The organism is Pseudomonas pseudonitroreducens (genome assembly GCF_021603645.1).
GTDB classification, from domain to species: Bacteria; Pseudomonadota; Gammaproteobacteria; order Pseudomonadales; family Pseudomonadaceae; genus Pseudomonas; species Pseudomonas pseudonitroreducens.
The window spans coordinates 93,060-110,372 of record NZ_BQHJ01000017.1; the positions used below are offsets into that span (position 1 = coordinate 93,060).

The 17,313-nt window shown below is 64.8% G+C and carries 17 protein-coding genes; 6 read left to right on the top strand and 11 right to left on the bottom strand.

The genetic code is table 11. The annotated features are described in order from the left end of the window. Positions 1-88 precede the first annotated feature (88 nt). The 4 genes from L6D89_RS30655 to L6D89_RS30670 are packed head-to-tail and all read right to left on the bottom strand — an operon-like array spanning position 89 to position 3,844. Positions 89-907 carry an ABC transporter permease gene (locus L6D89_RS30655; protein WP_236202149.1) on the bottom strand — a complete coding sequence of 273 codons (819 nt, stop codon included), beginning with the start codon at positions 905-907 and terminating at the stop codon, positions 89-91. Beyond that, positions 904-1,635: an ABC transporter ATP-binding protein gene (locus tag L6D89_RS30660; RefSeq protein WP_236174913.1), complete on the bottom strand. Its 732-nt coding sequence runs from the start codon at positions 1,633-1,635 to the stop codon at positions 904-906. The genes L6D89_RS30655 and L6D89_RS30660 overlap by 4 nt, the downstream gene beginning before the upstream one ends. Continuing rightward, positions 1,632-2,600: a YVTN family beta-propeller repeat protein gene (locus tag L6D89_RS30665; RefSeq protein ID WP_236174914.1), complete on the bottom strand. Its 969-nt coding sequence runs from the start codon at positions 2,598-2,600 to the stop codon at positions 1,632-1,634. The genes L6D89_RS30660 and L6D89_RS30665 overlap by 4 nt, the downstream gene beginning before the upstream one ends. 41 nt (positions 2,601-2,641) lie before the next feature. Continuing rightward, complete coding sequence (locus tag L6D89_RS30670; protein ID WP_236202150.1) at positions 2,642-3,844, bottom strand: ABC transporter substrate-binding protein; 1,203 nt, start codon at positions 3,842-3,844, stop codon at positions 2,642-2,644. A gap of 168 nt (positions 3,845-4,012) precedes the next feature. Between L6D89_RS30670 and L6D89_RS30675 the strand changes: the two genes are divergently transcribed. The 3 genes from L6D89_RS30675 to L6D89_RS30685 are packed head-to-tail and all read left to right on the top strand — an operon-like array spanning position 4,013 to position 6,093. Then, a complete protein-coding gene (locus tag L6D89_RS30675) occupies positions 4,013-4,171 on the top strand; it encodes a hypothetical protein (protein WP_236174916.1) in 159 nt (52 codons plus the stop codon). Beyond that, positions 4,172-5,440, top strand: a complete 1,269-nt coding sequence (locus tag L6D89_RS30680; RefSeq protein ID WP_236202151.1) for a sensor histidine kinase — start codon at positions 4,172-4,174, stop codon at positions 5,438-5,440. Continuing rightward, positions 5,437-6,093, top strand: coding sequence for a response regulator (locus tag L6D89_RS30685; protein ID WP_236174918.1), 657 nt, complete (start codon positions 5,437-5,439; stop codon positions 6,091-6,093). Before L6D89_RS30680 ends, L6D89_RS30685 begins: the two co-directional genes overlap by 4 nt. A 2-nt stretch (positions 6,094-6,095) precedes the next feature. Here L6D89_RS30685 and L6D89_RS30690 read toward each other — a convergent pair whose 3' ends face one another. Beyond that, complete coding sequence (locus L6D89_RS30690) at positions 6,096-7,190, bottom strand: GNAT family N-acetyltransferase/peptidase C39 family protein (protein ID WP_236202152.1); 1,095 nt, start codon at positions 7,188-7,190, stop codon at positions 6,096-6,098. Positions 7,191-7,329: 139 nt separating this feature from the next. On the opposite strand from L6D89_RS30690, the gene L6D89_RS30695 reads away from it, so the two are divergent. Beyond that, positions 7,330-8,820, top strand: a complete 1,491-nt coding sequence (locus L6D89_RS30695; RefSeq protein WP_236202153.1) for a RimK family protein — start codon at positions 7,330-7,332, stop codon at positions 8,818-8,820. A gap of 131 nt (positions 8,821-8,951) precedes the next feature. Further along, a complete protein-coding gene (locus L6D89_RS30700) occupies positions 8,952-10,286 on the top strand; it encodes a sigma-54 dependent transcriptional regulator (protein ID WP_236202154.1) in 1,335 nt (444 codons plus the stop codon). Positions 10,287-10,885: 599 nt separating this feature from the next. Here L6D89_RS30700 and L6D89_RS30705 read toward each other — a convergent pair. The 6 genes from L6D89_RS30705 to L6D89_RS30730 all read right to left on the bottom strand — a co-directional run bounded on the left by L6D89_RS30705 (position 10,886) and on the right by L6D89_RS30730 (position 15,839). After that, the gene (locus tag L6D89_RS30705; protein ID WP_236174922.1) at positions 10,886-12,160 is read right to left on the bottom strand and encodes a transporter; all 1,275 of its coding nucleotides are present in this window, start codon (positions 12,158-12,160) and stop codon (positions 10,886-10,888) included. A 53-nt stretch (positions 12,161-12,213) separates the two neighbouring features. Then, entirely contained in the window at positions 12,214-12,951 is a 738-nt protein-coding gene (locus tag L6D89_RS30710; protein WP_236174923.1) for a hypothetical protein, read from the bottom strand. Positions 12,952-12,997: 46 nt separating this feature from the next. After that, positions 12,998-13,678, bottom strand: a complete 681-nt coding sequence (locus L6D89_RS30715; RefSeq protein ID WP_236202155.1) for a C39 family peptidase — start codon at positions 13,676-13,678, stop codon at positions 12,998-13,000. 74 nt (positions 13,679-13,752) lie between these two features. Beyond that, on the bottom strand, positions 13,753-14,754 hold the full coding sequence (locus L6D89_RS30720; protein ID WP_236174925.1) for a heme utilization protein: 1,002 nt from the start codon (positions 14,752-14,754) through the stop codon (positions 13,753-13,755). Positions 14,755-14,809: 55 nt separating this feature from the next. After that, positions 14,810-15,388, bottom strand: a complete 579-nt coding sequence (locus L6D89_RS30725) for an adhesin (protein ID WP_236202156.1) — start codon at positions 15,386-15,388, stop codon at positions 14,810-14,812. Position 15,389: 1 nt separating this feature from the next. Continuing rightward, positions 15,390-15,839, bottom strand: a complete 450-nt coding sequence (locus L6D89_RS30730) for a hypothetical protein (RefSeq protein ID WP_236174927.1) — start codon at positions 15,837-15,839, stop codon at positions 15,390-15,392. Between the two features lie 630 nt (positions 15,840-16,469). On the opposite strand from L6D89_RS30730, the gene L6D89_RS30735 reads away from it, so the two are divergent. Then, entirely contained in the window at positions 16,470-17,300 is an 831-nt protein-coding gene (locus tag L6D89_RS30735; RefSeq protein ID WP_236174928.1) for an undecaprenyl-diphosphate phosphatase, read from the top strand. Positions 17,301-17,313: the final 13 nt, after the last annotated feature.

Genomic DNA, 17,313 nt, shown 5'->3' on the forward strand with positions numbered 1-17,313 from the left:
TTCTTCTTGTAGTGGCCATTAGATGCCGGCGCTGCGGCTTTGGAAATTCGACGTCCGGAGGGGCGAACCAGTACCAAAGTAGGAGATTTCAGCCCTTGCGCAGGGCGGCGTGCTGCGGGTTGAAGGTCAGCACGGCAAGGCCGGCGAAGAGCAGCGTCAGGCCCAGGCAGACACCCGTGGCCAGCGGATTGAAACGCTCGTAGAGGGCGAAGCGCAGCAGTTCCACGGCGTGGCTGAACGGGTTCAGGACGCACAGCCAGTACAGCCACTGGCTGGCCTCGCGCATCTTCCACAGCGGGTAGAGCGCGGAGGAGAGGAAGAACAGCGGGAAGATGACGAAATTCATCACTCCGGCAAAGTTCTCCAGCTGGCGGATGCCGTTGGAAAGCAGCAACCCCAGCGCGCCCAGCAGCAGGGCGGCCAGCAGCAATGCCGGCAGCGCGGCGAGCAGTCCCATGGCCGGCGGCTGCACGCCATACAGCCAGGCGATGAGCAGGAAGGCGTAGACCTGCAACAGCGACACCAGCGCGGTGGCCAACAGCTTGCTGGCGAGCAGGAAGGCGCGCGGCAGCGGGCTGGTCAGCAGTACGCGCATGCTGCCCATCTCGCGGTCGTAGACCATCGACAGCGAGCCTTGCATGCCGTTGAACAGCAGGATCATGCAACACAGCCCCGGCACGATGTAGGTCTCGTAGGTGACGTAGGTGTCGTACGGCTCGATGATCGAAATGCCCAGCGCGGCGCGGAAGCCTGCGGCGAACACCAGCAGCCAGAGCAGTGGCCGTACCAGCGCGCTGAGGAAGCGCGAGCGCTGCAGGACGAAGCGCAGCCATTCGCGCATGACGATGCCGCACAGACATTGCCAGTAGGCGGCAGGGCCGAGCCGCGGGTTCTCCAGGGCACTCATGCGCAGGCCTCCAGGCGGGTCAGGCGGTGGAAGGTGCGCTCCAGGTTGCCGGCGTCGGGTGCGCAGATGTCCCGCGCCTCGCCGCGGGCGACCAGATGCCCGCGATCGAGCAGCAGCAGCGCATCCTCGTCGCGCACCTCGTCCAGCAGGTGGGTGGTCCAGAGCACTGCCAGGCCATCCTCGCGGCACAGCCGGCGCACGTGGTTGTTGAGCGCCTGGCGCGCCGCCGGGTCGAGCCCGACGCTGGCTTCGTCGAGCAGCAGCAGGCGTGGCCGATGCAGCAGCGCACGGGCGATCTCCACGCGGCGGCGATGGCCGCCATTGAGCGCGCGGACCTTGTCACGCCGGCGCTCCTGCAGCTGCTGGCGAGCCAGCTCGGCGTCGATCCGCTCGTTCGCCACGCTGCGCGGCAGGCCGTGCAGGGCGGCGTGGTAGCGCAGGTTCTGCTCGACGCTCAGGTCCAGGTCGAGGGTGCTCTGCTGGAACACCACGCCGAGCTGGCGCAGGGCCAGGCGCGGCTGCTGGCGCAGGCTGTAGCCGAGCACGTCGATCTCGCCCTGCTGCAGGTCGTAGAGACGGGTGAGCAGGGCGACCAGGGTGGACTTGCCGGCGCCGTTGGGGCCCAGCAAGGCGGTGAAGCGCCCGGCCGGCAGCTCGAACTCCAGGCCGTCGAGGGCGCGGCGCGGGCCGTAGGAGAAACCGAGGTCGCGGACCGTCAGCGCATTCATGGCGTCACCACCACGCCCCACGGATAGCGGCCCACCTTGATCGACTTGGTGACCTTGCGCGAGGCCACGTCGATCACCGAGACATCGCCGCTGACGCCGTTGGTGGCGAGCAGGGTCTTCTCGTCCGGGGTGAACGCCAGGTGCCAGACGCGGCGGCCCACCAGCAGGTAGTCGAGGACTTCGAAGGTCTTCGCATCGACCACCGCGACATGGTTGGCCGGGCCGAGGGCGACGAAGGCGTACTTGCCATCGCGGGTCAGTTGCACGCCTACCGGTTGCACCTTGTCCGGGTGCACACCCTGGATGGCGAAGCGCAGGGTCTTGAGAATCTTGCGGCTGGCGGTGTCGACCACGCTGACGGTGCCGCCGATTTCCGCCGAGACCCAGACCTGCGAGCCGTCGTGGGTGAACTCGGCGTGGCGCGGGCGCTGGTCGACCAGGGTGCTGTCCACCAGCTTCTGGGTCGCGGTGTCGATCCAGTGCAGCATGTTGGTGGTCTCGCTGGTGTTCACTGCCCACTTGCCGTCCGGGCTCACCGCCATGCCTTCGGGCTCGACGCCGACGTCGATCTGCCCGAGCACCTGGGCGGTCTGCGTGTCGACCACCGTGACCAGCGCATCGTCTTCGTTGGAGACATACAGCCAGCGGTCGTTGGGGTGCAGGGCGAACTGCTCGGGGTCGGCGCCCGAGGGCAGTTGCTTGATGATCTTGCGGCTGGCGAGGTCGATCACCTGCACGGTGTCCGAATCGCTGGCGCAGACGTACAGCAGCTTGTTGTCGTGGGACAGCGCCAGCCCGCGCGGGCGCTTGCCGGTGTCGATGGTGCCGGTGACGGCCAGGGTATCCAGATCGATGACGCTGAGATTGTTGTCCTTCTCGTTGGACACGTAGGCGGTGGCGGCGAAGGCCGTGGGTACCAGGCCGAGCGCGAGGCTCAGGCAGGAGAGGGCAAGCAGGCGGGGCATGGGCAGGGTCCTCATGGGGATTCTTGTTATGGCTTGGCTTTTCATGGCTGGCCGTCGGCGAGGTGGCACTGGCTTTCCGGTGCGTCGAGGCCGAGGCTGTCGAGTTCGCTGGCGGGGTGCAGGAAGCCTTCCTGCGGCGAGGTGCTGACCAGGGCGCGCGGCTGCACCAGCGGGATCGGCTGGCGCAGCTGGCCGTCCCACGGGCGGTAGCCGAGCTTGTAGCCTTTGAAGCCATCCAGCGGCAGGTCGGGGGAGAGCGACAGCTTGCGGATCGCCATGGGGTCGGCATCGCGCAGCCGCGTGACTGCGCTGGCGATGCTGCGCACGGCGATCCAGGCGGCGAAATCGCGGTCGTTCATCCAGCGTCCGGCGTGTTCCTCGAAGCGCTTCTGCAACTGCGCGGCGCCGTAGGTTTCCACGGTCTTGTGCCAGCCGGTGGCGACCAGCCCCTGGGTGCCGGCGACGGGGCGCGGCAGCCAGGTGTTGTAGGGCACGTACTCGCCAAAGTCGCCGTGTTCGTCGGCCACCAGCACGGCGTCGTAGTCCTCGCCGGACTGGGTGAACAGCGCCATGTCGGCCTGGGCGCTGCGGCGCTGGTCATTGTCGAAGGTGAAGGGTTTTTCTTCGACGATCTTCGCGCCGAAGCGCTTCGCCGAGCGGCGCAGGGCGTTGGCGTACAGGGCGTCTTCCGGGCGCTGGCCGACGATCAGCAGCCAGCGCGACCACTTGCGCAGCACCAGGAACTGGGTGAGGGCGTCGGTCAGCATCAGCCGGCTGGGCAGCGTGTGCAGCACGTTCGCCGCGCACTGGCTGGCGCGCAGTTCGTCATCGGCGGCTCCGGCGTTGAACAGCAGGCTGTCCGGCAGCGCGGCGGCCAGTTGGCGCAGCGTGTCCGCCGGGGCGTTGACCACGAACAGGCGCAGGCCGGCGGCGTGCAGGCGCCTGGCTTCGGCCAGGAGCTTTTCCGGGGTATCGGTACTGGCGGCATCCAGGCTGTAGTGGTGCCTGAGGAAGCGCCCGGTGCTGTTGCTGTCGCTGATCGCCAGCTCGGCGCCGCGCAATCCGGCATCGCTGGGTTCGGGGATGACGTTGGACAGCAGCGGGCCCGGATCGGGCGTGTAGCCCAGGTAGCCGATGCGTATCTCCAGCGCGGGGGCTTCCCCGGCACGCGCCTCGAAGTTGAAGGCCGCGGCGCAGGCAACCGCGAGCAGATAGGCGACGCCATGAAGGACGAACTGACGCATGGGCGACTCCCTGGGTGGGCCGGCTTGTTGTTGTGCGGCCAGCATAGGAATCGCCCGCGGCGCGGAAAATATGCAGAAAGTACCGGTGGGGCAGTACCAAGGTAGTAGGTTGCGCGCCGCGCCCGCGTCCTAGGATGGCGGCACAAGAACCAGAAGAGGAGCGTCGCCATGCGTATCGCCGTCACTCTCGTCCTGCCGATCCTGCTGATGCTCAGCCTGTTCGGCTTCGATTTCCTCTACACCCGCAACGGCTACCTGCCGGCGGCGGAGCTGCGTGCGCCAACGCCGCCGCTGAACTGCATCAGCACCTGTCGCAGCGCGCCCTAGATGTCCGCACTGTGGCGGATCAACCTGCTGGTCGGGCTGTTCTTCGGCCTGCTCGCCGCGGTGTGCCTGGCGGTGTTGCTGCATCAGGGCAACGATGACGTGCGCCGCGAGATGGAGGCCGCCAAAGGCGTACTCGACTACCTGCGTGAGGCGGCGCAGCGCGACCCGGCCAGCCTCGATCCGGACCTCACCGCCGGCCTGCGCCATGTGCGTGTGCATTGGCTGGACGCTGCCGCTCCGGCGCCGCGTTCCGGGCTGGACGAGTGGTTGGTGGCCCGCCTGTATCCCGATTTGCCGGCGCCAACCCTGCTCACCCTGGCCGATGGCCGCCGCGTGCAGCTGAGCCTCGATCCGCGCGACGAGATCGATGAGGTGCGCGACTCCCTGGTGCAGTTGCTGATGCTGTTCGCCGTGTCGTTGCTGGCCAGCCTGCTGGCGATCCGCTGGGCGGTGCGTGGCGGCTTGCGAGTGGTGGAGCAACTGCACGGCGCGCTGGGCGACGTCTCCCGTGGCCAGTTCCAGGTGCGCCTGCCGGATCACTCCCTGCCTGAGGCACAGCGCCTGGCCAGCGGCTTCAACAGCATGGCGGCGACGCTGGAGCGGGCCTGCGCGGAGAACGCCGAGCTGACCCGTGCGCTGCTCGCCGTGCAGGAGCGCGAACGGCAGCAGTTGGCCCAGGCGCTGCACGACGACATCGGCCAGTATCTCGCCGGCATCCGCGCCCAGGTGTTCCTGCTGCGCAGCCTGGAGCGCCAGGACGGTATCGGCTTCGTCACGCTGGATCGCCTGGAGCAGCATTGCCAGGGCCTCAACGAAAGCTTCCGGGCGCTGGTACGCGACCTTTATCCGGTGGTGCTGGAGCGGGTCAGCCTGGAGGAGGCGCTGCGCCTGCATGTCGAGCAATGGCAGGCCAGCCAGGGCGTCGACTGCCGGTTGCGCCTGGACTCACTGCCTGCGCTACCGACGGTGGCCAAGGCGCACCTGTACCGCCTGCTGCAGGAGGCGCTGACCAATGTCGCGCGGCATGCCGGGGCCCGACGGGTGCGGGTGGTGCTGCGGCGCCGCGAAGGAATGCTGTTGCTCTGGGTGCGTGACGATGGCCGGGGTTGCAACGGCCTGCCGCGCGCGGGGATCGGTATGCGTTCCATGCGCGAACGTGCCCGCTGCCTGGGTGGCGAACTGAATCTGCGCCGGAGACCGGGCGGCGGCCTGGCATTGCGCTTGTGGATGCCGTTGACGGAAAGCCTGGTGGCCGGAGAAAGGACGTGAAGATTCTGCTGGTGGACGATCACTTCGTGGTTCGTGACGGTATTGCCTCGCTGTTGCGCGGCCTTTTCCCCGACGTGGAAGTGAGCGAGGCTGCCGATGGCGAAGCTGCGTTGGAGGCGGTGCAACGCAGCGTCCCCAGCCTGGTCATCCTGGATATCGGTTTGCCTGGTATCAGCGGCCTGGAAGTCACCCGCCGGCTGCGCCAGCGCCTGCCGCAACTGCGCGTGTTGTTCTTCAGCATGCACGACGAGCTGCCGCTGGTACGCCAGGCGCTGGATACCGGCGCGGCGGGCTACATCACAAAGGGGGCGTCGCCGGCCGTGCTGGTGGAGGCGGTGCGGCGTATCCTCGCCGGCCACGCCTATATCGAGCAGCCCCTGGCAACCCAGCTGGCGCGCCGCCCCCAGGAACCCGGCGGGCAGGACCCGCGCCTGCAGGGCATGACCCAGCGCGAGTTCGAAATCTTCGTGATGCTCGCCCGCGGCCTGCCGGTGCGGCAGGTGGCGGAGCACCTGTGCATCAGCGCCAAGACCGTGTCGAACCACGTCACGCTGCTCAAGCAGAAGCTGCAGGTGGTGTCCCATGCCGAGCTGGTGCACCTGGCCATCGATGCCGGGGTGCTGCGGGTCGGCGCCGAGGCGCTGGCCGGCTAACCTCAGCGCTTGTAGAGAATCACCGCGGCGCGCAACTTGCTGCGGCCGAAGCGACTCATCTGTTCGAATTCCGCATGGCTCACCGGGATGTGCTGGCAGTCCAGCGGCTCGCGATGCTGGCTGTGGTCGACGTCGGGGTCGTGGAGGTAGACGAAGTCCTCGTCGCAATCGGTGACCGTCACCCAGTGCGGGGCCTTGGAGCGGGTCAGGCGGTAGCTGCTGATCAGCACCATCGGCTGGCCGCCAGCCTCCAGCGCGCTGTCGATGTCCAACTGGTTGAGCAGCAGTTGCTCCACGTCGCTGCGGGCCAGTTCGGCGGCGAAGTCCTCGTGGACCAGGCGCATGACCTCGCGCTTCTCCTCACTGCGCACGCCATCGAGGAACAGCGGGCCATCCTCCGACAATTGCAGCTGCACGCGGAATCCCCGTCGGTGCGCCGCCAGCGCCAGGCCCTGCGGGCTGCAGCCACCGTGGCCGGCAGTCATGTAGATGGTGGTGGCCTCGCGCCACAGGCGCAGCTCCTCGCGGCGCTCCAGTCGCCGACTGGGCTCCAGCGCGCCCATGGCCATCAGCAGGGCCGAGGGCCCGCAGGTGAATTCGGTGGTCTGCCGGTAATAGGGCACGTGACGGTGGGTACGCTCGTTGATCTGACGAATGCGCTTCTCGAAGCGCAGGGCTTCGCTATGGTCTTCGTAGTAGTCGCGCACCTTGGCGAACGGACGATAGCCATTGCGCTCGTAGAGGGCGATGGCTCCGCGATTGTCCGGGCGCACTTCCAGGCGCAGGTAGGCGCAGTCGTTCTGCAGGGCTTCGGCTTCGGCCCGATCCAGCAGCTTCTGACCCAGCCCGATGCCGCGCGCACGCTCGTCCACGGCAATGGAGTAGAGGCGCGCCAGTGACGTGCCCTGATGGAACAGCACCAGCGCGTAGCCCAGCAACTGGCCGTCGGACTCGGCGACGGTGAGGCTGGCGTGGGCGCGGGTGATCATCCACTGGAAGTTGCGGCGGGACAGGCGGTCGTGTTCGAAACAGCGGTTTTCCATCTCGACCAGGGCTGGCAGGTCGTCGGCGGAAGCGGCGCGGAACTGGAGTTTCATAGAGTAAGCATTCGTTAATCTGCGGGGCGCACCGTGTCGGTGCTGGCTGCGAACGGGCGCGGTTCAGTGCGGTCGAAGCAGCAACCAGTATTGTCCTGGCCTATCGGCGCGGCAAGCGCGGGGCAACTTCGGAGGTGTCGTGAGCAAGCTGTTCATCATCGTGGAACGCAAGGAAGACTGGGCCTCCTACTATCCCAGCGAAGACGTGGTCAGCGCCCAGGAGTACCTGGAGATGCCCATCGACGACGACAATGGCAAGCGTGTGCAGGTGATCAACCTGTGCCGCAACTATCGCTATCTGGGCCACGGCTACTACTGCTCGCTGCTGGCCGAGGCGCGCGGGCACAAGGTGATCCCGTCGGTGCGCAGCATCAGCGAGCTGGCCAAGAAGTCACTCTACAGCCTGGCGCTGGAGGACCTGGAGAAGACCCTCGACAAGGCGCTGGCCGATCACCCCTACGGCAGCACCGATGGTTTCACCCTGACGCTGTACTTCGGCCGTACCGATATCGAGCCGCTGCAGGACCTGGCGCGCCAGCTGTTCGAGGCGCTGCCATGCCCGATGCTGCTGGTGGAGTTCCGCAAGAACCGTGGCTGGCATATCGAAGGCGTGAAGCCGGGAAACATCCACAAGCTGCGCGAGGATCAGGAGGACCAGTTCGCCGCCGCGCTGGAGGGCTTCAGCCGGCAGATCTGGCGCAAGCCGCGCTCGCGCAAGCAGTACCGTTACGACCTGGCGATCCTGCACGATCCCGAGGAGGCCTTCCCGCCGTCGGACCTCAAGGCGCTGAAGAACTTCATTCGTGTCGGCCGCAGCCTCGGCATCGACGTCGAGCTGATCGAAAAGAAGGACTACTCGCGCCTGGCCGAGTACGACGCGCTGCTGATCCGCGAGACCACCAGCGTCAGCGACCACACCTATCGCTTCGCCAAGAAGGCCGAGAGCGAGGGCATGGTGGTGATGGACGATCCGGTGTCGATCCTGCGCTGCACCAACAAGGTCTACCTGGCTGACCTGCTGCGCAGCCACAAGCTCGGCATGCCGGCCACCGAAATCCTCTACAAGGACAACCCGCAGGAGCTGGAAAAGGTCGGCGAACGCCTGGGCTTCCCACTGGTGCTGAAGATTCCCGACGGCAGCTTCTCCCGCGGGGTGATCAAGGTGGCTGACCAGAAGGAACTGCTCAAGGCCAGCGCCGAACTCTTCGAGCGCTCGGTGCTGCTGCTCGCCCAGGAGTTCTTCTATACCGAATACGACTGGCGGATCGGCGTCTTGAACCAGAAACCCATATTCGCCTGCCAGTACTTCATGTCCAAGGGGCACTGGCAGATCTACGACCACAGCCCGGGTGCCGAGGAATTGAGCGGCGATTTCCGCACCATGGCGGTCCACGAGGCGCCGCGCAAGGTCGTGGAGCTGGCGGTGAAAACCGCCAACCTGATCGGCGACGGGCTCTACGGCGTGGACTTGAAGCAGGCTGGGGAGCGGGTGGTGGTGATCGAGGTGAACGACAACCCGAACATCGACTGCGGGGTGGAGGACGTGTACCTGGGGGACGACCTCTACAAGCTGGTACTCGAGGAGTTTGTGCGGCGCCTGGAAGTCAAGCGGCGCGGGCATGGGTGGTGAGAACGAATCGTCATTGACCTTATAGGAAAACGGTCAATGGGGCGCGTCAATATATTGCTAGCGTTACAAATTGGAGCGCCAACCAACTGTTTTTTAAAGTTTTTCAAAATAATGGCGCCAAGGAAGGGAGCATGCTCGAGGCAGCAACGAATTTTCGTCGCCTGCTGGTTGTCGATCCGTGCGACGACTGCCGCAGGCTTTTACCCGGATTACGGGCAGCAGGATGGGAAGTAGACAGCTGCGAGCTGGATAACGCCGGCAATCGTGGTTGCGACGTAGGCCTGCTGCGCCTTCAGCCCCGGCATCTGGAACGCCGGGAGTCCGTCAAGGAACTCATCAGCCGCAGCGGTACGGAATGGATCGCTGTGCTCAGCCCGGACGTCTTGCCCTTGAATGAGGTGGGCGACTTCGTCAGTGAATGGTTCTTCGATTTCCATACCTTGCCCTTCGATGTGGCGCGGGTGCAGGTCACCCTTGGCCGCGCTTTCGGCATGGCGCGCCTGCGCGGGCGCGGCAGCGTGCACAACGATGAACACGAACACGAACTGTTGGGCGAAAGCCGCGATGTGCGCGAGTTGCGCAAGCTGCTGGCGAAGTTCGCGCCGACCGAATCCCCGGTGCTCATCCGTGGCGAGAGCGGTACCGGCAAGGAACTGGTGGCGCGCACGCTGCACCGCCAGTCGCGCCGGGCCATCCGGCCATTCGTGGCGATCAACTGCGGGGCGATGCCCGAGGCGCTGATCCAGTCGGAGCTGTTCGGCCATGAGAAGGGTGCCTTCACCGGTGCCCACCAGCGCAAGATCGGCCGTTTCGAGCAGGCCAATGGCGGCACGCTGTTCCTCGACGAAGTGGGCGACCTGCCGTTGGAGCTGCAGGCCAACCTGCTGCGGGTTTTGCAGGAGAAGCAGATCGAGCGCGTCGGCGGCAGCCAGCCGATCGATGTCGATGTGCGAGTGCTGGCGGCGACCCACGTCGACCTAGAGCAGGCGATCCGCGCCGGGCAGTTTCGCGAGGACCTCTACTACCGGCTCAATGTCCTGCAGGTTTCCACGTCACCACTGCGCGAGCGCAACGGTGACCTGGCGTTGCTGGCCAATCACTTCGCCCATCTCTACAGCGTCGAGACCGGCTGCCGCCCGCGGCGCTTCTCGGACGATGCGCTGGCGGCGATGGCCGAGCACGGCTGGCCGGGCAACGTGCGTGAGCTGGCGAATCGGGTGCGGCGCGGCCTGGTGCTGGCCGAAGGACGACAGATCGAGGCTCGGGACCTGGGCCTGGAGCGGGAGAAGGGTCGCTCGGTGCACCTGCCGCTGGTGACCCTGGAGGAATACAAGCTCGGCGCCGAACGCCAGGCCATGTGCGATGCACTGGCCCGGCACGGCGACAACCTCAGCGTGGCGGCGCGGATGCTGGGCATCTCGCGGCCGACTTTCTATCGCTTGCTGCACAAGCATCAGTTGCGCTAGGGCGGGGATACCGGTCGGGGCGGGAGCGGACGCGGGTCCGTTGCCCGCCGCGATTCGGTGGGTGTCGCAACAATCTCGAATTGGCCAATTTACGGGCAACGGCCTCCAAGCGGCAGATGGCTGAGGTTCGCACTGGCGCAGGAGCGGACTCTGTCCGCGATGCTGTCCGGCGCGATTCCAACCTGTCGCGGACGGAGTCCGCTCCTACGTAAATGTCTGCTTCAGGTGCCGAACACCTCGCCAGTGCTCCCTGTAGGAGCGAGCTTGCTCGCGAACTGCCCGACGCTGGAGCAGCGGGGAAGACATCGCGGACGCAGTCCGCTCCTGCGAGATACCTCTGCGCTTGGGCCATCCCTCACCCTCACCCTGGCCCTCTCTCAAGGGGAGAGGGGACCGTTTGGTGCAGGATGAAACCTTCGCGTTAGTCGACTCGGACTGCCCTCTCCCTGAGGAGCGGGACGCGCAGCCAGGGTTGGGGTGAGGGGGAAGACGCAGCGACGAACTATCCAGAGAAGACAGTTGCTGCTGCGTACAGGTGACTATCTCTGGAAAAGACAAAGGCCCCGAAAAGGGGCCTTTGCGTTCGGACTGCCGAACCGTCAGAAGTAATACGGGAATTTCACGCTGAAGCTGAAATCCGGCGCATCCGGCGAGATGCCGATGGACAGGTTCGGCACGATGGTCAGGTTGGGGCTCCACGCATAGGTCAGGCCCCAGTTGAAGTACGCCGCGTTGGCGTCGCTGCCGGTGACGGTAGTCCAGTCGCCGCCGTCGGCCTTGATCTTGCTCTTCTGGGCGATCAGGTCGGAGAAGGAGAACGACATACTGGTCTTCTCGTTGAGGGCGAAGGCCACGCCCGCACCGATCTGGAACCAGTCGCCGAGGTCGACCTTGCCTTTCTGCTTCACGCCCTCGGTGGGGCTGATGTCGTCGAAGGACTCCTCGAGGTTGTAGGTGTACGAGAAACTGCCGAACAGCACAGCCGGGTCGACGGTCTTGACCAGCGAGATGCCGGGGGTAACCGACCATACGCCGTTGCCGGTGGGCAGCGAATCGGGCACGTTGAGGTTGTCGTTGTCCGAGGCGCGCTTGAGCTTGATGCCGTAGGGTTCCTTGCCGGTGGGCGCCTTGATCCGCAAGCTGACCACCGCGTCGGGGCGCGACTCGGTTTCGTCCATGAACTTGTAGGCGATGCCGACGTTGACGTCGCCCAGGGTCGGGTCGCGGGTGACCGTCTTGTCGGTGGACTGCGCCGTGGAGTTGCCGGCGCCGGCCGATTCGAAGGTGCTCTCGCGGTACACCACGGGGGCGTTGACGTCGAACTGCCAGCGGTTGTTCCAGTTGTAGCGGCCGGTGAGGTCCAGGGTCCAGTTGTCGGCCTTGATGTTGTCTACGCCGATATTGCCCAGGAAGATCGTGTCCAGTGCCAGGAAGCCATTGAGAATCAGCTGCTTGGTGTCGTAGTGGGTATAGGTGATGCCGGTTTCGAAGCTGAACGCGCCATTACCGAAGAAGCCGCTCGCCTCGTCGTAGAGGTTCTCCACGCTCTTGGGCGGGCTGGCGTCGTCCTTGAGCGACTCGCCGTAGGAGCTGCCGCTGGCGGCAACGGTGTTGCCGGTTCCGGGTGGTGTGGGCTTGCCGGTGGAAGTAACCAGGCGCTTGGGCTGGGCGGGTGCAGCCGGTGCTTCCTCGACCTGCCTGACCCTCTGCTCCAGCACCATCAGTGCCTTCTGCTGTGACTCGTAGCGCTGCTTGAGTTCAAGCAGCTCCTGTTTCAACGCCTCCACCTCGGCTTCCGTCGCTGCTGCGGCGTGAGTCGAGGGGAGTAAAGCGGATACACAGATTGCAGTTCCTAGCGTTAGCGATCGGTGCATGGCGCGCTGTCCTTCTTATTAGGTTGGACTTCACAGTCGCACTGGAGCGTAGATCACATACCCATGGTGCGAAGCCCTTTGAGCTGGTCGAGATTGCAGTCGAGCGCTCCAGACGACGGAAGGTTGTTTTTCAGCACTACGCTGAGCTGCGCCAGGTTGTTCACGGCGTTGTTGCCGCCCACCATCTGCGCCGCCTGAAGCAGGCCGCCGGCAGCCAGTTGCTGCATGCTGGAGCCCTGGCCGTTGGCGTTGATCGCCAGCTGGATGCCACCGCTGCCGGGTGACACGCTGACGGTGCCGGCGCCGTTGCTGGCGGTAATGGGCGTGGAGTTCAGCGGTGTGCCCTGCTGGGCCACGGCGGGGGCCTGGTCGGCCTCCTTCACATCGATGCTGACGTTGTTCGCGGCGGTGTTGTAGTCGCCTGCCGCACGGACGCTCTGCGTCACGCCCTGGGTCTGGTTCAGGCCGGCGCCGCCGGTGACGGTGCCAGTGCCCGCAGCGGGGGCGGCGGCAGTGCCTTTCTCGTCGATGGTGGTCACGTAGAACTGCGGTTTGATGGTGGATTCCTGGATCTGCATGCTGACCTTGGCGCCGATGTTGTCACCCACGGCGTTCTTCCAGGTGCTGCTCATGACGATGCCGAAGCTGATGACCCGGCCAGGCATCACGTACTTGCCGCGAAGTTGGGCCAGCTCCTGATCTTTCAGCTCGATCGGCTTGAAGACGCTTTCCGCCCGGACCGGCAGGCAGGCCACTATGCAGGTGGCGGCAAGCAGCGGGATCACTTTCATTAGGGTTCTCCCCGGAAGGGTTCCTGCCTTCCATTCTTGTGCGGTCTCAGAGGAAGTCGCTCTGGATGAAGCCGAACTCCATGAGCTCTGCATCCTTGACCGGGCTGAACGCATTGATTCGGTCCCTGGCCGTCAGTGGATCGGGCGGATTCATCAGGGCATTGGCCTGTTCATAGCCCGGACCGATGACGGCGAAGATGATGCCGTTCCAGCCTTTGAGAAAATCTTCCTGGGTGAAGCGCTTGTGGCCCAGTACCGGGTCGCCGATGTAGACGTAGCCCTTGTAGGCACGCTGCATCACGACGAAGTGTTTGTAGCCGCGGATATCCATCAGCACTATCACCGGGATCGTCAGCTTCTCCAGAGAGGCGGCGGGGATTCGGTAGCCGCGGGCGCGCATGCCGATGGCTTCCAGGTAGGTCTTCATGTCGAGCATGGAGAAGCCCTGGGTGCGCACCAGGTTCGGATCGGCCCGGACCAGCATCCCCTTGATCACGAACTCCTCGTCCACGTCCAGCGCATAGGCCTGGCGCAGGATCGTCGCCAGCGCGGCGGCACCGCAGCTGAAGTCGGTCTTCTGCTGGACCAGGTTGCTGAACTTGCGCTCGCGGATGCTCTCGACGTGCTTGTAGGCCATCGACCCGCCGGGAAGGATGGCGAAGGGCAGTTGCGCGGCCTGCGCCGTGAGCGAGAAGAAGGCGAGCAGAAGCAGGGCGGACGTACGCATGATCGTGACGCCTGGGGGCAGCTCAGGAGAAAGGAGGCTCCGTTGCCGGAGCCTCCGGTACTACGCCGTGTCGCTTACAGGCAGGATTTGCAGCCTGCGGCGATGGACAGCGAGTTGCTCTGCTGGTTGCCTACGCCAGCGGCAACGTTCGCGCCGAGGTTGCCCGACACATTGTTGAGCGAGTTGCTGATGGTGGCGTCGTTCCGGACCGGGTCTTTCCAGCCAGTGGGCACCAGTACCTGGTAGGTGGCCTGGCCTTTCAGGTCGACAGTGCCGGCTTCGACGAAGAACAGCGGGTCCTTGTCTTCCTTGCTGCCGCCGCTGCTGTGGCGGTCGTCATTGCCACCGCGGCCGCTTTCGTCCACGACATAGCCAACGCCGGCGCCCTTGTAGGTGCCCTTGGCGCTGAAGGTGGACTTCAGGGTTTCCTTCTCGTAGGTCAGGAAGGCCACGTTGCCCACGGTGTTGCCAGTGGACGTCTGGGTGGCACCACTGTAGGAGTCGGCGCTACGACCACCGGACACGGCGGCTGCCATGTCGTTTTTCTGCTGGTTGTAGTTGCCCGAGGCGATGTTGATGCCGATATTCCCCGAGGAGTTGCTGCCGGAGTTGTTCAGCGTGGCCTTGTTGGTGGTGGAGAGGTTCAGCGCCTTGTTGGCTTCGTTGGTCTGGGTCACGTCGGTGGACGCATAGGCGGTGCCGAAGATGAACTTCTCGTCGGCAGTCGCCAGGGCGGCGGCGTTGGCCTGTTGGTTCATGTCGCCGGCAGCCACGTTGACGCCCACGTTACCCGATGCGGTGCCCAGCGAGCTGTCGACCGTAGCGGTGTTCTTGGTGCCCATGTTGACCACGGTGTTGTCGCTGCTTTCCTGGGTGTCTTCCACCTGCGCGCTGGCGCCTGCGTCGATCCGCGGGTCCTTGTAGGGATCGTACGGCGGCTTGGGTTGTTGTTGATGATGGCCGTCGTTGTGGTGGCCACGACCGCGGTCGTTGTCGCGATTATCAGCGTGCACTGCTACAGCCATGATCGCTGCGACAGCGAATACCAGGGGCTTGAGAGCCATTGTGGGTTTCATGGTGTATCTCCTTTGCTTTGTTTGGCGTGTTTAGTGTTATAGGAGTTGGCTTGGGTCAATCCGCGACCCGGATGCTCAGGGTGTTGGCAATGCGATTGCCGACCCCGGCGCTCTGGCTCACCTGAACCACGCCGCGACTGCCGGCAAAGGCCTGGTCGCTGGTGACGACCTGGCGGTTACCCGTGGCGGAGTTAGCTGGGCCTGAGTTCACTGGCAGCGCGACGTTCTGCTGGGACAGCACGCTGTCATCGACGCTCTGCGGTACGGCGCTGACGCTGATCCGCATGGCGTTCACTTGCTGGTTGGCAGCCCCGGCGGCCTGGTTCACGCCCAGTGCGCCGTTGCCGTTGCTGAAGGCGTTGCCGGTGATGCTGGCGGACGCGGCCTGGCTGGGGTCGACGTAGGCGTTGACCGTCTGCCGGAATTGCGTGGTGGCCTGGGCATTGGTGCTGATGGCGATGGTCCGGCCGTTGGCCTGTTGCTGCTCATCGCCCGCGGCCTGGTTCACACTGGCCACGCCGTTGTAGTTGCGCACGGCACTGTCGATATTGGCGTTGTTGACCGTCGAAGGATCGGCGGCGAAGGCCGAGGCGGAGCAGAGCAGGATCGGCAGAGCGAGCAGATGGGCTTTCATCTCAGCGATCTCCCGTCAGCATGCGCAAGGGTGAGAGGCCCTGCTGTACGGTGCGGTTCACCGAGTTGGAGATGCCGCCGCCAGCGCCCATGCCGCCGCCGAGGCTGCCATTGCTGAGGCTCTGGTTGCTGCCGTTGTCCATTCCTACCAGGGTGCCGCCGGGAAGGATGTGGCGCTCGAGGGTGGAGCCGCTGGTGACGCCAGCGAAGTCGCTGTCGCTCAGTTCGGCATTGCCGGTCTGGCGCACGACCTGATCGGAGATATTGGGATTGACGGTGATCGGATTCGGATCGGGAATATCGGTGGGGCGCGTGGCGACGCGTGGCTGCACCTGACGCTGCAGGACGATGGTGCCGTCGCCGGCCTGGACGGTGGGGCACAGCGTAGCGCTGGCCACCCCGCAAGCGAGCGTGACGAATAGACCGACGATCCTTGAGTCGATGTTCCCCATGATGGCGGTTCCTTCTTGGTGCGCTGAGCCCTAACCAGCGGTACCAAGGTGGAGCAGATGCCGTGCCGCTTTTGATCAGCTATTGCGAATCAACGACATAGCGTCAGGCCATGCGAACTGCCATGGAGCGAGTGTTGCCCTGCTGATACAGAACGAACGTACGAAAGCCATGCGCCGGCCCTAGAACGGGGCTCGTATCAGGGAAGAAGCGGATTCTGTTGCAGCGCTGATACACAACTTTGGATGGGCAGGGCCAAAGTCCAGCCCGCTTGCGTTTGCGACGATCCGAGTGTTTCGCGGGGCTAACAGAATCGCCTGATTCGTAGGGTTTCTGGTACTGAAGTACTGCAGTAATTTCAACAAATTAGGCATTTTGCATGATGGCGCGAACCCCATCGTGGCGTGGTTGTCTGCATCTTCCCGGCGGCGCAACGCGGGAGCGATTCTTGCCAAAGTGCCAACGCATCCTCCGCTTGCTCCGCCGAAGAGAAATTTTTGTGAATTTCATAGCGATCTGCGGGCAATGCATTAGCATGCCGACGCCGCTGCGGCGCTTGCGCGCCAGGAGCAGGCAGCGGGACAAAACCATTAGAAACGTGCGAGCCAGCGTGCCTCGCGGGGGACAGTAGTATGGATCTGTGGAGCGCCTTTCAGGCCTTCATTCTTGGCGTGGTCGAGGGGCTTACCGAGTTCCTGCCGATCTCCAGCACCGGTCACCAGATCATCGTGGCCGACCTCATCGGCTTCACCGGGGAACGTGCCGAGGCCTTCAACATCATCATCCAGCTGGCGGCCATTCTCGCCGTGGTCTGGGAATTCCGCCGCAAGATCCTCGACATCGTCCTGGGGTTGCCCACACAGCCCAAGGCGCAGCGCTTCACCGTCAACCTGCTGATCGCATTCTTCCCGGCCGTGGTGCTGGGCGTGGCCTTCGCCGACTACATCCACCATTACCTGTTCAACCCGATCACCGTCGCCGTGGCACTGGTGGTGGGCGGTGTGATCATGCTCTGGGCAGAGAAGCGCCAGCATCTGATCCACGCCGAAACCGTGGATGACATGACCTGGAAGCAAGCCCTGAAGGTTGGCTGCTGCCAGTGCCTGGCGCTGATTCCGGGCACCTCGCGTTCCGGCGCGACCATCATCGGCGGCCTGCTGTTCGGCCTGTCGCGCAAGGCGGCCACCGAGTTCTCGTTCTTCCTGGCGATGCCGACCATGGTCGGCGCCGCGGTCTACTCGGGCTACAAGTACCGTGACGTGTTCCAGCCTGCGGACCTGCCGGTGTTCGCCATCGGTTTCGTCACCTCGTTCATCTTCGCGATGATCGCTGTCCGTGGCTTGCTCAAGTTCATCGCCAACCACAGCTATGCGGCATTTGCCTGGTACCGTATCGTGTTCGGACTGCTGATCCTGGCAACCTGGCAGTTCGCCCTGATCGACTGGAGCAGCGCAAAACCCTGATCCGATAGCGAGT

Excerpts from the sequence above, each read along its gene's own strand:
- L6D89_RS30655 (WP_236202149.1), bottom strand. The coding sequence starts at position 907 with ATGAGTGCCCTGGAGAACCCGCGGCTCGGCCCTGCCGCCTACTGGCAA.
- L6D89_RS30660 (WP_236174913.1), bottom strand. The coding sequence starts at position 1,635 with ATGAATGCGCTGACGGTCCGCGACCTCGGTTTCTCCTACGGCCCGCGC.
- L6D89_RS30665 (WP_236174914.1), bottom strand. The coding sequence starts at position 2,600 with ATGCCCCGCCTGCTTGCCCTCTCCTGCCTGAGCCTCGCGCTCGGCCTG.
- L6D89_RS30670 (WP_236202150.1), bottom strand. The coding sequence starts at position 3,844 with ATGCGTCAGTTCGTCCTTCATGGCGTCGCCTATCTGCTCGCGGTTGCC.
- L6D89_RS30675 (WP_236174916.1), top strand. The coding sequence starts at position 4,013 with ATGCGTATCGCCGTCACTCTCGTCCTGCCGATCCTGCTGATGCTCAGC.
- L6D89_RS30680 (WP_236202151.1), top strand. The coding sequence starts at position 4,172 with ATGTCCGCACTGTGGCGGATCAACCTGCTGGTCGGGCTGTTCTTCGGC.
- L6D89_RS30690 (WP_236202152.1), bottom strand. The coding sequence starts at position 7,190 with ATGAAACTCCAGTTCCGCGCCGCTTCCGCCGACGACCTGCCAGCCCTG.
- L6D89_RS30700 (WP_236202154.1), top strand. The coding sequence starts at position 8,952 with ATGCTCGAGGCAGCAACGAATTTTCGTCGCCTGCTGGTTGTCGATCCG.
- L6D89_RS30705 (WP_236174922.1), bottom strand. The coding sequence starts at position 12,160 with ATGCACCGATCGCTAACGCTAGGAACTGCAATCTGTGTATCCGCTTTA.
- L6D89_RS30710 (WP_236174923.1), bottom strand. The coding sequence starts at position 12,951 with ATGAAAGTGATCCCGCTGCTTGCCGCCACCTGCATAGTGGCCTGCCTG.
- L6D89_RS30715 (WP_236202155.1), bottom strand. The coding sequence starts at position 13,678 with ATGCGTACGTCCGCCCTGCTTCTGCTCGCCTTCTTCTCGCTCACGGCG.
- L6D89_RS30720 (WP_236174925.1), bottom strand. The coding sequence starts at position 14,754 with ATGAAACCCACAATGGCTCTCAAGCCCCTGGTATTCGCTGTCGCAGCG.
- L6D89_RS30725 (WP_236202156.1), bottom strand. The coding sequence starts at position 15,388 with ATGAAAGCCCATCTGCTCGCTCTGCCGATCCTGCTCTGCTCCGCCTCG.
- L6D89_RS30730 (WP_236174927.1), bottom strand. The coding sequence starts at position 15,839 with ATGGGGAACATCGACTCAAGGATCGTCGGTCTATTCGTCACGCTCGCT.
- L6D89_RS30735 (WP_236174928.1), top strand. The coding sequence starts at position 16,470 with ATGGATCTGTGGAGCGCCTTTCAGGCCTTCATTCTTGGCGTGGTCGAG.